This window comes from Azohydromonas australica DSM 1124, assembly GCF_000430725.1.
Taxonomy (GTDB): domain Bacteria; phylum Pseudomonadota; class Gammaproteobacteria; order Burkholderiales; family Burkholderiaceae_C; genus Azohydromonas; species Azohydromonas australica.
The window spans coordinates 1-13207 of sequence record NZ_AUMO01000077.1; the positions used below are offsets into that span (position 1 = coordinate 1).

The window sequence follows — 13207 nt, forward strand, 5'->3', positions numbered from 1 at the left end:
CCGTCGCTGTGCTGCTCGAAGAACGGCCCCCAGTGCGGGTGCTGGTTGTAGTAGCCCGGATGGGGCGCATGTGCATGCAGGTCGATCAGCATGGTGCTCAAGCCTCGTTGTGAAAGTGCGACGGCGGCCAATGAGCGTCGTCGCAGGGATCGGGTAAACCGCATCATGCCGTTGTTGGTCATTTTTCGCAATTCTGTTCAACTTATGGTTTTCGCCAGGACGATGGGGTCCTGGGACAGGAGAACTCGATGAACTGCATTCGACGCATGGACCATTTCACGGTCGTCACGGACCGGTTGGCGCAGACCCAGGCGTTCTATGAGCGGCTGGGCCTGCAGGTCGGCGCACGGCCTGACTTCGGGATCGGCGGCGTGTGGCTGTATGCCGGGGAGCAGGCGGTGTTGCATGTGGTCGAGGTGCAGCACATGCCCGCGCTGCGCCGTGGTGCGCTCGACCACATGGCGTTCCATGGCGACGACATCGTCGCCACGCTGGAGATGCTCAAGCGCGAAGGCGTTGCCTACCGACTGTTGCGCCTACCGCGCCCGTGGAGCACGTGGCAGGTCTTCTTCGAGGACCCCAACGGGGCCGAAGTGGAGATCGATTTCGATGCGGCGCAGAAGGTGCCGCCGCATCTCAAGGACGGCTCGGTCGCTCAGAGCAGCGCGTCGTAGGAACCCCCGTCGACCTGCAGGTTCTGACCCGAGATGAAGGATGCCTGCGCCGAACACAGGTAGGCACAGGCATCGCCAAACTCATGCGGCGTGCCAAGCCTGCGCGCACGCACCATGCGCGTCTGCAATGTGCGGGCCTCTTCGAAGCTGATGCCCCGGTCATGCATCATGCGCCGGGCCATTTCCTGCTGCCGGCCGGTGTCGATGTGCTGTGGCAGCAGGTTGTTGATGGTCACGTTGTCAGCCACGGTCTCGCGCTGCAGGCCCTTGGCAAACGCCGTGAGGCCGGTGCGCGCCGTGGTGGACAGACTCAAGCCGAAGCGCGGCGTCTTCACCACCGCCGAGGTGATGTTCACGATGCGGCCGAAGCGCCTGCGGCGCATGCCCTCCACCACGGCCGAGATCAGGTGCACCGGTGCCAGCAGGTTGGCCTCCAGCGCCGCCAGCCATGCGTCGTGGTCCCAGTCGGCGAGGGTACCCGGCGCAGGGCCGGCGTTGTTGGTCACCAGGATGTCCGGCTCTGCACAGGCAGCCAGCAACGCATTGCGTCCGGCTGCAGTGTCCAGATCGGCGGCCACGGCGGCTGGCCTTCGCCCCGTGAGGCGCTCGATGCCATCGGCCGCCTCGGCCAGGCGCCCTGCGTCTCGGCCGTTGAGCGTGACGTCGCATCCCTCGCGAGCCAGCGCGGTCGCGCAGGCCAGCCCCAGACCACGTGAGGACGCGCACACCAGTGCGCGCCGTCCTGCAATACCAAGATCCATGTCGTGTTCAGTGCCCAGTGCAGGCCACGCCGACGCGTCGGACCGCAAGGCCTCGCGCGGTGCAGTCATGCTCACCGGGGACACGGGTGCCCTCGGCGCAGCAGCACACGCCCTGGGGCTTCCTGCCCCCGCCCAACCGGCCCGGCCACCGGGTGGCCGCGTGGTGTAAACCCTTGGATTTGTACATATTGACTGAATGTGTTCAGCAATTAAACTTCCTGTGCCGAACGACGTCAACCAGGAAGCCCCTTGCGATCCGAAGTCCGCTCCCACTGTCCTCCCCGCCGCCTGCTCGATGGCCCTGCCGGGACTTGGCTTTTCCTGGCCTCAGGAGGGCAACTCGACTGCAGCGCTGGCGGCACTACCGCGACAGCGCCTGGCGTGTGCAACTCGCCGGCCGATGAGCGTCATGCGTCCGGGCTGCCGGGCGCGGCAGCTTGAGAGCGGGAGCAGGCCATGCCACGCAAGCTCCCGGCCCTCACGCCAGACACCGCGCCGTTCTGGCAGGGTGGCGCGCGGGGCGAACTGCTGATCCACCACTGCACTGGCTGCCAGCGCTTCTTTCATCCACCGGCACCGGTATGCCCACGCTGCGGCAGCCTCGATGTGGCCCCGCGCGCGGTGTCCGGGCGGGCGCGGGTGCTCACCTTCACCGTCAACCACCAGGCGTGGTCGAGCGAGCTGACGCAGCCCTACGTGGTGGCTATCGTCGGCCTGGATGAGCAGGATGACCTGCGCCTGCTCACCAACATCGTTGGCTGCAACCCGGCACAGGTGGCCATCGGCATGCCGGTGCGCGTGACCTTCGAGCCGCAGGAAGATGTGTGGATTCCGCTATTCGAGAGGGCCGCGTGATGGCCGTACCGCTGTACGAAAAGAATGTCGCGATCACCGGCATCGGCCAGTCCGAGGTCGGCCGCCCCTCCTCCAAGTCAGCCATGCGGCTGACGCTTGACGCCTGCCTGGAGGCCATCGCCGACGCAGGCCTCAGGCGCGAGGACATCGATGGTGTCGCCTGCTGGCCCGGTGACAACAACAACGGCAGCAGCTTCTCGCCGGTGGGCCCCAACGCGCTCATGAGCGTGCTGGGCCTGAAGGTGAACTGGTACGGCGCCGGCTACGAGGGTCCGGGTCCCCTGGCGGGCGTGATCAACGGCGCGATGGCCATTGCCGCGGGATTGTGCCGGCATGTGCTCGTCTTCCGGACCATCACCGAAGCCAGCGCGCGGCGTGTGAACAAGGCAGAGGCCGCGCTGACCAACAAGACCGTCGGGCGCGACAGCAGCTACTTCTGGCAGTGGTACACGCCCTTCAACGTGCTCTCGGCCATCAACCTCATGGCGATGTACGCGCAGCGCCACTTCCACGAGTACGGCACCACGCCCGAGCAGCTGGCACAGATCGCCCTGACCTGCCGCCGTAACGCCGCGCTCAATCCCAAGGCGCTGTTCCGCACGCCCATGACGATGGAGGATTACTTCGCTTCGAAGATGATCTCCACGCCGCTGCGCATGTTCGACTGCGACGTGCATTGCGACGCCTCCACGGCCATCGTGCTCTCGCGCGCCGACGCTGCGCTTGATGGCCGCAACACGCCCATTCGCATTGAGGCCATCGGCGCCGCGCTGCACCAGCCGTGGTCATGGGACCAGATCTCGTTCACCGAGATGGCTGCCTTCGACGTCGGCCGCATGATGTGGTCGCGCACGGACTACAAGCCCTCGGACGTGCGCAGTGCACAGCTCTACGACGGTTTCTCCATCCTGACCATGATCTGGCTCGAGGGCCTGGGGCTGTGCCCTCGCGGCGAGAGCGGGCGCTTCGTCGAGGGCGGCAGCCGCATCGCGCGCGACGGCATGCTGCCCATCAACACCAACGGTGGCCAGCTCTCGGGCGGACGCACCCACGGGTTGGGCTACGTCCACGAGGCCTGCACACAACTGTGGGGCCGCGCCGGGGAGCGTCAGATTGCACCGCACCAGGTGGCGGTAGCGGCGGCCGGCGGCGGGCCGTTGGGCGGCAGCCTGCTGCTCGTGAAGGATTGACTTGCGAGGGCGCCACCCGCGCCCGCATTGAAAAAGGATGCCTCCATGTCTTTGAACTCCGTGGTGATCGTCGGCGCTGGCCAGGCCGGCTTCCAGGTGGCGAGCTCGCTGCGCCAGGACGGCTACGCCGGGCGCATTACCATCGTCGGTGATGAGCCGGGCGTGCCCTACCAGCGTCCGCCCCTGTCCAAGGCCTACCTGCTGGGCAAGATCGGCGCGCACGCGCTGCGTTTCAGGCCGCCGGAGTACTTCGACGAGCACCGCATCGACCGTCTCCACGACAGCGTCATTGCCATCGACCGCGCCCATCGCTGCGTGCGTTTGACCTCGGGAACGAGTGTCGAGTATGACCATCTGGTACTGGCCATGGGAGCGCGCAACCGCGTGCCAGCCGTGCCCGGGGTGGAGCTCGACGGCGTGTTCGGGCTGCGTACATTGGCCGACACCGATGCGCTGTCGCCGCGCCTGGGGAGCATCGAAAACGCTGTGGTGGTCGGTGCCGGCTTCATTGGGCTGGAGTTCGCGGCGGTGGCTGCGGCCAAGGGCATCAAGGTGCACGTGCTGGAGATTGCTGACCGGCCGATGGCGCGCGCGCTCTCGCGGCCGATGTCCGAGCTGTTCGCGCAGGCCCACCGCGGCTGGGGCGTGACACTGGACCTGCAGCAGGGCCTGGTGCGCATCGTCGGCAAGAGCGGCAAGGTCACGGGCGTGGAGACGTCCGATGGGCGTCACCTGCAGGCTGACCTGGTGGTCTATGGCATCGGCGTCCTGCCCAACGCCGAGCTGGCCGTGGCAGCAGGTCTGGACGTCGCCAATGGCATTCGTGTCAACGAGCTGCTTCAGACAAGCGACCCGGCCATCTCGGCCATCGGCGACGTGGCCAGTTTCACCAGCCCGTACGCGAACACCCCTATACGACTGGAGTCGGTGCAGAACGCGGTAGACCAGGCCCGCTCGGTGGCCGCAAGGCTGATGGGCAAACCCGTGCCCTATGCCGCCCTGCCCTGGTTCTGGACCGACCAGGGCGAGCTCAAGCTGCAGATCGCCGGTCTGTCCGACGGCCACGACGAGACCGTGCTGCTGGGCTCGCCCGAAAGCCGGCAGATGAGCGTGCTGTGCTTCCGCCAGGGACGCCTGATCGCTGTCGAGTCGGTCAACCGTCCGGTGGACCACATGAGCTCGCGCAAGATTCTCGGGCGCGCCGTGACCCTCACGCCGGCGCAGGCTGCCGAGCCGGGGTTCGACCTCAAGGCCTACGAACTGGCCACGCGCGAGCACCCCTGACGGCGGCACGCCTGGGTCGAGGCGTCGTTCAAAAGCCGAGCAAGGCGGCGTGCCGCTTTGGCGGCATGCATGGCAACGCAGCGACAAGGCCAACCTGGGACAAGGAGTTCCGTACCGGGAACAGGCTCAGCGGCCTGCAGGAGAGCCACGGCTGGTGCACCAGTGAAGCGGCAAGCACTGCCCCCTATCCAAGGCGCGTGCAGGCTCCAAAGGAGCCCATGGCACGCCGGGCCGCCTGGTGGCGAGCCCGGCGTGGTGTAGCCAAGGTCACAGGCCGAGGAAGTCGGCCTTGCCCAGGTCCACGCCGGCGTGGCGCAGCAGCGCGTAAGTGGTGGTGGCGTGGAAGAAGAAGTTGGGCAGTGCCCAGCGCTGCAGGAAAGTCTCGCCAGTGAAGTGCAGCGACTCTCCGCTGCGCTGAGGCAGCACGATCTCGCGCGCATCGGAACCGTCGATGCTCCGGGGATCGATAGAGCGCACGAACGCCAGCGTGTTGCGCACGCGTTGCGCCAGCGCCTCCAGCGTCGTCTCGTCATCGGGGAACCTCGGTGCGTCCACACCCGCCAGGCGTGCCACGGCGAGCTTGGCCACGTCGGCGGCGATGCGCACCTGCGAGGCAAAGGTGAGCATGTCTGGCGCCAGCCGCAGTCCGAGGTAGTTGGCGCTGTCAAAGCGCCGGGACTCGGCATGGGCCTGGGCCTTGGCAAGCCAGGTCAGCAGGTTGTCCAGCATGCGCTCGAACACGGGCACGCTGGCCCCGTACATGGACATCGTCATGGTGCGTTCTCTCCCTCAGAGCTTGTTGGAGCCTTGCCGCTCGAAGTACTGGCGCAGCGGCACCATGGCCGGCGAGTGGCTGGTGAAGCCGCCGTCCACGGGGATCACGGCGCCGGTGATGAACGAGGATTCCTCGCTGGCGAGGAAGGCCACCACGTCGGCGATCTGGCGCGGACGGCCCAGCTCAGGCGTGAGGTGCTGCTCGAGCAGGATCTGCTTGATCTCCTCAGGCACTGTTTTCTGGGCATGATCGTTGATGACAAAACCGATCATGATGGCATTGGAGCGGATGCCCTGCTTGCCATACTGCGCCGCTACCGAGCGCGCCAGCGCCATCAAGGCCGCCTTGGACGCGGCGTAGGCGGTGAGCGTCACGTCGCCGAGCTGGCCGAAGCCGGAGGTGGCGAAGATGATGGATCCGCCGCCCGCCTCCAGCATGTGCGGCACGACATGCTTGCAACACAGCATCGCGCCGCGCGCGTTGACATCGAGCGCCTTGTCCCAGGCAGCGACGTCGACATTGCACACGTCGCGGTCGGACTGCCGTTGGGCAGTGTCCAGCGCCGCGGCGTTGTTGTGCAGCACGTCGATGCGCCCGAAGCGCTCGACGACGGCGCTCACCATGGCGCGGATCGATTCTTCCGAGGTGACATCGACCTGCACTGCCAGCGCCTGTCCGCCCGCAGCATCGATCTGCGCTGCCACGCCTTGCGCGGCGGCCAGTTCGATGTCCACCACGGCCACGCGCGCGCCCTGCGCCGCCAGCACGCGAGCGGTCTCCGCGCCGATACCGTGGCCCGAGCCGGTGACGATCGCCACCTTGCCTTCCAGTCTTGCTGTCATCGCTTCTCCTCAATGGCCGGTGAACTGTGGCGCGCGCTTCTCGCGGAACGCCAGCGCCGCTTCCTTGACATCCTGCATCGGCGCCAGCATCGCAAAGAGGTCGAGCTCCAGATCAAGTCCGCTCTTGAGGTCAAGCTGTTGTGCCGCGCGCGCAGCCTGCTTGACATAGGCGGTGGCCATCGGTGGCTTGGCGGCGATTGACTGCGCCAGTGCGGTCACCTCGGCCAGCAATGCTTCCTTGCTGGATGCCACGCGCGTGACCAACCCGATGGCGCTGGCCTCCTGCGCGCTCATGCGTGCGCCGGTGAGCAGGATGTCCAGGGCACGGCCCGGGCCCACAACGCGCGGCAGCCGCTGCGTGCCACCACCGCCCGGGATGAGGCCCAGCCCCGTCTCCGGCAGCGCCAGCACGGCGTCCGGTGCTGCGAAGCGGATGTCGCAGGCCAGCGCGAGCTCCAGCCCGCCGCCCATGCAAAAGCCGTGGATAGCAGCGATGACGGGCTTCTCGACGCGGTCCAGCGCCTCGATCCAGCGTGCCTTTTCCATGCGGCGGCGCACCTGCAGGGAGTTCTCGGCCTGGCGCTGCTCCTTGATGTCAGCGCCGGCGCAGAAGCCGCGCGGGCCCTCGCCGCGGATCACGATCACACGGATCGCTGGGTCGGCCTCGATCTCGGCCAGCGCCGCGGGCACGCCGCGGCGGATGTCGTCGTTGATGGCGTTGATCTGGCCCGGGCGGTTGAGCACGATCCAGCCCACACCGGCTTCGCGCTGCACGCGCACGGCGTTCTCCACCGCCGCATCGCCGGCCATGGCGGCCTCCTTGGAAACCATCGTCATGGCCATCTCAGACCTCCTCGAACTCGACGAGCTGGCCCTTCAGGTCAGCCGGTTCGACACGGATCAGCGGCTTGCCACCGACGGCCTCGCACTCGTCAATCCAGGTGAAGCGCGTGCCGCGCCGGCGCAAGTCCTCGGCCTTGGCCGCCAGGCCGTTGACGGCAATGCGGATGTAGTACGGACCCGGCCCCCAACTGTTGAGGTACAGGCCCGCCTCGCCGTTCCAGCGCGTGGCCTCGATCACGTCCAAGGAGGCACTGTTGGGCAGCGCGAACTCCATGGTCGCGCGACGGTAGCCCTCGCGCTCCAGCAACTCGACCGCCCCGTGGGGTTCCCAGTCCAGGTTCGCGGAGCAGCGGCGCAGCGTCTCGTCGAGGTTGCGCACGAGGAAGCCGCGCGCCGATACGCGCACCATCTCGCCAGGCTCCGGGCTGCGGGGCTTGGGTGCGGGCGTGGCGAAGGTGTCGGCCGGCAGTTGCAGCGGCTCGGTGGGCATGATCTCGATGCACAGGCCACCGTCGACCGAGGGGTCGTAGCGGGGATCCTCAGGCGTGGCACCGAGCCACAACCGGTCGAAGGGCATGTCGGGGGTGCGTTGTGCCATGCGGAAGCGCAGCCGTCGCCGCATGAGCTTTTCCACCAGCGCATCGAACCGCGCACCCTGCAGCGCCAGCACGATGGAGTGGGTCAGCATCGGGCGATGGCGGCCCTGGTAGTCCTTGAGGCTTTCCAGGAACTCGTGGAACATCGGGTCGCCCAGATTGGGCTTGTCCAGGTGTCCCTGCGGCTCCACGCGCGTGGGCGAGACGGCCAGCGACTTGTGCACGCGCAGGAAATGCGCGATGTACGGGTGGTCATCGAAGGCTTGGCGCCACCGCTCGTGCTTGTGGATGCCCAGCTTGGCGGCCAGCAGGTCGGCCATGGCATCGGGATCCGACACCATCATGTCAGCGCTCAGCAGCAGGTCGAACATTTGCGACTCCTTGTTGTCGAAGAGTTGGTTCAGGCGGCCGGACGCGGCTGCACGTGGGCCACGGGCTCACGACGCCTGGGATTGAGCAGGAAGTGGGACAGCGCAGGAATCAGCACGAGCGCGCCGAGCATGTTCCACAGGAACATGAAGGTCAGCAGGATGCCCATGTCGGCCTGGAACTTGATGGGTGACCAAGCCCAGGTGATCACGCCGGCGGCCATCGTCAGGCCGACCAGAGCCACCACGCGCCCGGTGAAGTCCAGCGAGCGACGGTAGGCCTGTGCCAGCGTGGCGCCGCGGCGCTGCATGGCGATCTGCACGCTCAGCAGGTACAGCGCATAGTCCACGCCGACGCCCACGCCCACCGCGATAACGGGCAGCGTGGCCACCTTCAGCCCGATGCCCAGCCACACCATCAGCGCCTTGCACAGGATGGAGGTGATGATCAGCGGGATCATCGCGACCACCGTGGCGGCGATGCTGCGGAAGGTCAGCAGGCACAGCAGCGCGGTGGCACCGTAGACCGCCAGGTACATCTTGACGATGCCGCGCTCGACCTCGATGTTGGTGGCGGCCTCGATGCCTGCGCTACCCGCGGCCAGCAGGAACTGCGTGGGGGTCCTGGCGTCGGGCGCGGTGTTGTGGCGCTGCGCGAAGTCCTCGCTTACCTTCAGCACGCGTGCGAGCGTGTCGGCCTTGTGGTCGCTCAGGTACGCCACCAGCGGGGAAACCGAGCAGTCCTGGTTGGTGATGTCGGGCGTGGCGATCATCGCGGCACCGACCGCGGCGTTCGTGATGGCCTGGTCGCGGCTGATGGTGAGCCACTTTCCACTGCCTTCGGACAGGCCGGCGGTGAAGAAGCGGGTCGTCTCGGCGACCGAGGTCGTGGTCTGTACACCCGCGGTCGAGCGCAGCGACTGCGCCAGGTTGTCCATGAGCTGCAGCGACTCGTACAGGCGGCAGCCGTCGGCGCCCGTCTTCATGATGACGACGAACTGGTCACTGGACAGGCCGTAGTGCTCCGTGACGTAGGCGTTGTCGAGGTTGTAGCGGGAGTCGGCGCGCAGCTCGGGTGCGCCGGGATCGAGGTCGCCGATGCGCAGTTGCATCATCACCACCGAGCTGATGGCGGTGACCACGAAGGCGGCGCCAATGGTCAGCGATGCGTAACGGCGCTCGGTGAGGCGGTCCAGTCCCAGCCACAGCCGGGCCATCAATCCTTTGCCCTTGCTTGTGTCGTGGTCCTCGGCCAGCGCGCGCTTGGCCGCCGCGGGGCTCACACCGATGTACGACAGCGAAACCGGAATCAGCACGAGCTTGGTGAAGACCAGCACCGAAACGCCAACGCTGGTGGTCAACGCAAGGTCACGGATGACGGGGATGTCGATGATCATCAGCACCGCGAAGCCGACGATGTTGGTCAGCAGCGCCGTGAGACCGGCCATGAACAGCCGACGGAACGTGTAGCGCGCTGCCACGTACTTGTGCGTGCCCCGGCCCACGTCCTGCAGGATGCCATTCATCTTCTGTGCGCCATGCGACAGCCCGATGGCGAAGATCAGGAACGGCACCAGGATGGAGTACGGGTCGAGCTCGTAGCCGAGCAGCTGCATCAGCCCCAGCAGCCAGATCACGCCGGCCGTGGCCACCGTCACCAGCAGCACGGTGGAGCGCACACAGCGCGTGTAGGCCAGCACGAATACCGCCGCCACCAGCACCGACGCGCCGAAGAACAGCATGACCTCGTGCAGGCCGGCGATCAGGTCACCCACGATCTTGCCGAAGCCCACGATGTGGACGCCGACCTTGTCGCTTTCAAAGGAGCGGATCTTCTGTTCCAGCGCACGCGAGAAGGCACCGTAGTTCAGCGGCTTGCGGGTGTTGGGATCGAGCTCCAGCAGCGGCGCGACGATCATCGTGGACTTCAGGTCGTTGGCGACCAGGCTTCCCACGATGCCCGCACGCGTGATGTTGAGCTTGAGCTGCTCGATCGACTCGGGCGATCCGCTGTAGTCCTGCGGCATCACCGGCCCGCCGCTGATGCCCTCCTCCGTCACCTGACGCCAGCGCACGATGGGCATCCACAGCGACTTCATCCACGAGCGGTCGACGCCCGGGATGAGGTAGAGCGTGTCGTTGACCTTGCGCAGCGTCTCGAGGTACTCGGGATCGTAGATGTTGCCGGTCTTGTTCTCGACGACGATGCGGATGGTGTTGCCCAGACCGGGCAGCTCCTTGCGGTTGTCGAGGTAGTTCTTGATGTACGGGCTCGACGTCGGAATCATCCGGTCGAAGCTCGCATTGACGTCGAGCTTCAGCGCAAAGAAACCGAAGACGACCGTGGCCAGCAGGCACAGCGCCAGCACCAGGGCACGGTGGTTGAAGATCAGGCGTTCGGCCCGGTTGCCGGAATGGACGTCGAAGTCCCGCGGGTCGGCGATCACCGGCATGCCGCCGGTGTTTTCGGTATGGCCGCTCATGGCGTGAGTCCTTGAATCGTGGTGCGCGCGCGCCAGGTCATTGCAGGGAGTAGCCCATCAATTCGACGACGCGGATGCCGTTGATCTGCCCGAAGACCAAGCCCTTGCTGCCGGCAGCCACAGCAGAGAGAACCTCGCTCGTGAAGGGCACCTGCAGCGGCTGTACCTTCAGGCTCCCGGGCTTGAGGGCGAGCACATGTCCGGCTTGCGACACCAGCAGCAGGCGGTCGTCGCCGGCATTCACGGCGGCGACGATATGGGCATCGATGCCGGTGTCGACCTTGTCCCACTGCTGGCCGTCGTTGCGGCTGAGGTAGACATTGCCGCGCAGTCCGTAGGCCAGCAGGCGGCCGGGCTGCACGTCGACGCCGAAATACGTGCCCTTGTACGGCGTGTCCACCTTGACGAAGCGGCCCTGCTGACGGTCCAGCCGCAGCAGCAGCCCCTGCTCGCCGGCGACGTACAGGCGCTCGGCCGTACCCGACACACCGTAGAGGTGGAAGCGGCTGTCGTTGTCCACATGCTCGATCCACGGCGCCCAGGTCTTGCCGTGGTCGGCCGTGCGCAGGATCAGGCCGAACGCGCCCACGAGGTAGCCCTCGCCGTTGGCCCCGAACCAGACGTCGAGGAAGGGCGCAGGCAGCACGCCGGGCGTGGCCGACTGCTCCATCGCCCGATCAAACTCGTCCAGCATGCCCTTGGCCCGGGCATCTCCCGCCTGAGCGGCGGAGCCATAGGTGGACCGCAGCAGCTTGAGCACCGAGCGGCCGTCGAGCACGCGCTCCCAAGTCGCACCGGCGTCCACCGAGCGCAGCGCCACGGCATCGTGGCCAACGGCCCAGACGGTATCGCCGGCGGCGAACTTCACCGACACGAGGTCGGCGCTGACGGGCGCGGGCACCTGCTTCCAGCTGCCACCGCCGTCGACGGACAGCAGCACCAGACCCCGGGGACCGACACCGACCAGGCGGTCACCGCGCCGGGCAAGGCTGCTGACCATGCTGCGTTGTGCGCGCGCCGACGGCGCCGACGGCGTGTCGAGCACATCCTGTAGGGGCGCCGGCGGGGTTGCAGGGCCGGCGGCCATGACCGCCGCCATGGCCACAACCAGCCCCGCTGCCGAGACGAGACGATGCAAGGAAGGCATTGTGCTGAGACTGTTTTCTGTCAGCGCGCCGTCTCGCGCGTCACGATCGACTCGGGGTTGAGCTCACGCTCGGGCGCTGCCTTCGCCGCGATCGTGTGTCCGCCCACGTTCACGTCGTTGAAGTAGCCGTACATGTTCTTGTTGAAGTCGAAGATGACGTTGCGCACCGCCCAGGGCAACTTGTGGTCGTACAGCTGGACCATGCCGTTGAAGATGGAGCGGTAGAGCTGGCCGTTCTGGTCGAATGCGTCGTACAGGCCGGCGCCGGTCATGTCCTCGTCCAGGTAGTAGTTGCGCTTGGAGTACGCGTGGCGCATGCCGGACTTGAGGGTCGCCTCGACGACCCAGACGCGGTGCAGTTCCCAGCGGTGGCAGTCCGGATTGACGTACTTCGGCTTGAGCGCCATCTCGACCGTGGGGCATTCGAACGAGCCCTTGTACTCGTTGTAGGGGATGTACATCTCCTTCTTGCCCACGAGCTTGTAGTCGAAGCGGTCGAGCTTGCCCGAAACGATGAACAGCTCATCGAACAGCGTGAGGCCACCCTGGCTGGCCACCGGGGTGTCGTAGGAGAACTCGGGCGACTGGCGCACGCGGCGTTGCCCCGGCGTGTAGCTCCAGGCCTTGCGCGGCGTGGCCACCGGGTCGATGAAGTCCGTGAGGCCGGTGGCGGCGCCGGCCAGGCGGGCCGGTTGCTTGGTCACCGAGAACACGCGCCACGCCATGTTGGGATCGCGGTCGGTCAGGTCGGCCTGGTACCACACCGGGTCGGTGTACGTGCTCTGCTCGGACGTCATGGTCGGCTTGCCCGACGTGTCAACGACCCAGGAGCGCGACGCCGAGGTCGTGATCGCGGTGTCGCCCTGGTAGTGCAGGATCTGGTTCCACATTGCCTCCAGGCCGTTCTTGGGGATGGGGAACGGCAGGCCGCCGCGGCAGGCCGTATCGACGGCGATGCCGTCGCGCAGCGTCTTGCAGCTGGTCGCATTGCGCACCGTGGCCTTGAGCATCTTTTCCGGATAGGCCGCAGAGCGGCGGCTCGGATAGATGTCGAGGTAATACTCGGGATTGTTCTTGAGCAAGTGCTTCTGGCCGTCGCTGAGCTTGTCGGCGTACTTTTCCCAGTTCTTCGAGTCGATCCGGAACAGGGGCTTGTCGTCCTTGAACGGGTCGACCCACTTGCCGGTGCCGGGCTTGAAGCCCGCCGGCGCCGTGGTGACGCCACCGGTGTAGGCAGGGATGGAGCCGTCGGCGTTGCCGGCCTTGGTTGCGCCGAACTCGGTCAGCGTGTTGCCCAGCTGTTTGGCCTCGTCCGCCGAGACTGCGGCCAGCGCGGGTGCCGCCAGGGCGGCAAGCGCCACGGCGCCCAGGGTGTTGTGCAAGTTCATG

At 66.9% G+C, this 13207-nt stretch carries 12 protein-coding genes; 4 read left to right on the forward strand and 8 right to left on the reverse strand.

Features of this window, described 5'->3' with window-relative positions; all coding sequences use genetic code 11:
* The first annotated feature begins 266 nt into the window (after positions 1 to 266).
* Positions 267 to 674, forward strand: coding sequence for a VOC family protein (locus H537_RS0112955; protein WP_238446677.1), 408 nt, complete (start codon positions 267 to 269; stop codon positions 672 to 674).
* On the opposite strand, the gene H537_RS0112960 is transcribed toward H537_RS0112955, so the two are convergent.
* The gene (locus H537_RS0112960; protein WP_028998268.1) at positions 656 to 1435 is read right to left on the reverse strand and encodes an SDR family oxidoreductase; all 780 of its coding nucleotides are present in this window, start codon (positions 1433 to 1435) and stop codon (positions 656 to 658) included. The genes H537_RS0112955 and H537_RS0112960 overlap by 19 nt on opposite strands.
* A gap of 456 nt (positions 1436 to 1891) precedes the next feature.
* Between H537_RS0112960 and H537_RS0112965 the strand changes: the two genes are divergently transcribed.
* The 3 genes from H537_RS0112965 to H537_RS0112975 are packed head-to-tail and all read left to right on the forward strand — an operon-like array spanning position 1892 to position 4764.
* A complete protein-coding gene (locus H537_RS0112965) occupies positions 1892 to 2290 on the forward strand; it encodes a Zn-ribbon domain-containing OB-fold protein (RefSeq protein WP_028998269.1) in 399 nt (132 codons plus the stop codon).
* Positions 2290 to 3480, forward strand: coding sequence for a thiolase family protein (locus tag H537_RS0112970; protein WP_028998270.1), 1191 nt, complete (start codon positions 2290 to 2292; stop codon positions 3478 to 3480). The genes H537_RS0112965 and H537_RS0112970 overlap by 1 nt, the downstream gene beginning before the upstream one ends.
* 45 nt (positions 3481 to 3525) lie before the next feature.
* Positions 3526 to 4764: an NAD(P)/FAD-dependent oxidoreductase gene (locus H537_RS0112975; RefSeq protein WP_028998271.1), complete on the forward strand. Its 1239-nt coding sequence runs from the start codon at positions 3526 to 3528 to the stop codon at positions 4762 to 4764.
* Positions 4765 to 5031: 267 nt separating this feature from the next.
* On the opposite strand, the gene H537_RS0112980 is transcribed toward H537_RS0112975, so the two are convergent.
* The 7 genes from H537_RS0112980 to H537_RS0113010 all read right to left on the reverse strand — a co-directional run bounded on the left by H537_RS0112980 (position 5032) and on the right by H537_RS0113010 (position 13206).
* The gene (locus H537_RS0112980) at positions 5032 to 5538 is read right to left on the reverse strand and encodes a DUF1993 domain-containing protein (RefSeq protein WP_028998272.1); all 507 of its coding nucleotides are present in this window, start codon (positions 5536 to 5538) and stop codon (positions 5032 to 5034) included.
* A gap of 15 nt (positions 5539 to 5553) precedes the next feature.
* Positions 5554 to 6381 (reverse strand): SDR family NAD(P)-dependent oxidoreductase, encoded by an 828-nt coding sequence (locus tag H537_RS0112985; RefSeq protein WP_028998273.1) that lies wholly within the window; start codon positions 6379 to 6381, stop codon positions 5554 to 5556.
* A gap of 9 nt (positions 6382 to 6390) precedes the next feature.
* Positions 6391 to 7218: an enoyl-CoA hydratase/isomerase family protein gene (locus H537_RS0112990; protein ID WP_051242527.1), complete on the reverse strand. Its 828-nt coding sequence runs from the start codon at positions 7216 to 7218 to the stop codon at positions 6391 to 6393.
* Between the two features lie 7 nt (positions 7219 to 7225).
* Positions 7226 to 8191 carry a VOC family protein gene (locus H537_RS0112995; protein WP_028998275.1) on the reverse strand — a complete coding sequence of 322 codons (966 nt, stop codon included), beginning with the start codon at positions 8189 to 8191 and terminating at the stop codon, positions 7226 to 7228.
* Positions 8192 to 8220: 29 nt separating this feature from the next.
* On the reverse strand, positions 8221 to 10671 hold the full coding sequence (locus tag H537_RS42710; RefSeq protein ID WP_051242510.1) for an efflux RND transporter permease subunit: 2451 nt from the start codon (positions 10669 to 10671) through the stop codon (positions 8221 to 8223).
* Positions 10672 to 10708: 37 nt separating this feature from the next.
* Complete coding sequence (locus H537_RS0113005) at positions 10709 to 11671, reverse strand: WD40/YVTN/BNR-like repeat-containing protein (RefSeq protein WP_156901665.1); 963 nt, start codon at positions 11669 to 11671, stop codon at positions 10709 to 10711.
* Positions 11672 to 11838: 167 nt separating this feature from the next.
* Positions 11839 to 13206 (reverse strand): DUF1329 domain-containing protein, encoded by a 1368-nt coding sequence (locus H537_RS0113010; protein WP_028998277.1) that lies wholly within the window; start codon positions 13204 to 13206, stop codon positions 11839 to 11841.
* Between the last annotated feature and the right edge of the window lies 1 nt (position 13207).

Excerpts from the sequence above, each read along its gene's own strand:
- H537_RS0113005 (WP_156901665.1), bottom strand. The coding sequence starts at position 11,671 with ATGGTCAGCAGCCTTGCCCGGCGCGGTGACCGCCTGGTCGGTGTCGGT.
- H537_RS0112985 (WP_028998273.1), bottom strand. The coding sequence starts at position 6,381 with ATGACAGCAAGACTGGAAGGCAAGGTGGCGATCGTCACCGGCTCGGGC.
- H537_RS0112990 (WP_051242527.1), bottom strand. The coding sequence starts at position 7,218 with ATGACGATGGTTTCCAAGGAGGCCGCCATGGCCGGCGATGCGGCGGTG.
- H537_RS0112975 (WP_028998271.1), top strand. The coding sequence starts at position 3,526 with ATGTCTTTGAACTCCGTGGTGATCGTCGGCGCTGGCCAGGCCGGCTTC.
- H537_RS0112955 (WP_238446677.1), top strand. The coding sequence starts at position 267 with ATGGACCATTTCACGGTCGTCACGGACCGGTTGGCGCAGACCCAGGCG.
- H537_RS42710 (WP_051242510.1), bottom strand. The coding sequence starts at position 10,671 with ATGAGCGGCCATACCGAAAACACCGGCGGCATGCCGGTGATCGCCGAC.
- H537_RS0112960 (WP_028998268.1), bottom strand. The coding sequence starts at position 1,435 with ATGGATCTTGGTATTGCAGGACGGCGCGCACTGGTGTGCGCGTCCTCA.
- H537_RS0113010 (WP_028998277.1), bottom strand. The coding sequence starts at position 13,206 with ATGAACTTGCACAACACCCTGGGCGCCGTGGCGCTTGCCGCCCTGGCG.
- H537_RS0112970 (WP_028998270.1), top strand. The coding sequence starts at position 2,290 with ATGGCCGTACCGCTGTACGAAAAGAATGTCGCGATCACCGGCATCGGC.
- H537_RS0112965 (WP_028998269.1), top strand. The coding sequence starts at position 1,892 with ATGCCACGCAAGCTCCCGGCCCTCACGCCAGACACCGCGCCGTTCTGG.
- H537_RS0112980 (WP_028998272.1), bottom strand. The coding sequence starts at position 5,538 with ATGACGATGTCCATGTACGGGGCCAGCGTGCCCGTGTTCGAGCGCATG.
- H537_RS0112995 (WP_028998275.1), bottom strand. The coding sequence starts at position 8,191 with ATGTTCGACCTGCTGCTGAGCGCTGACATGATGGTGTCGGATCCCGAT.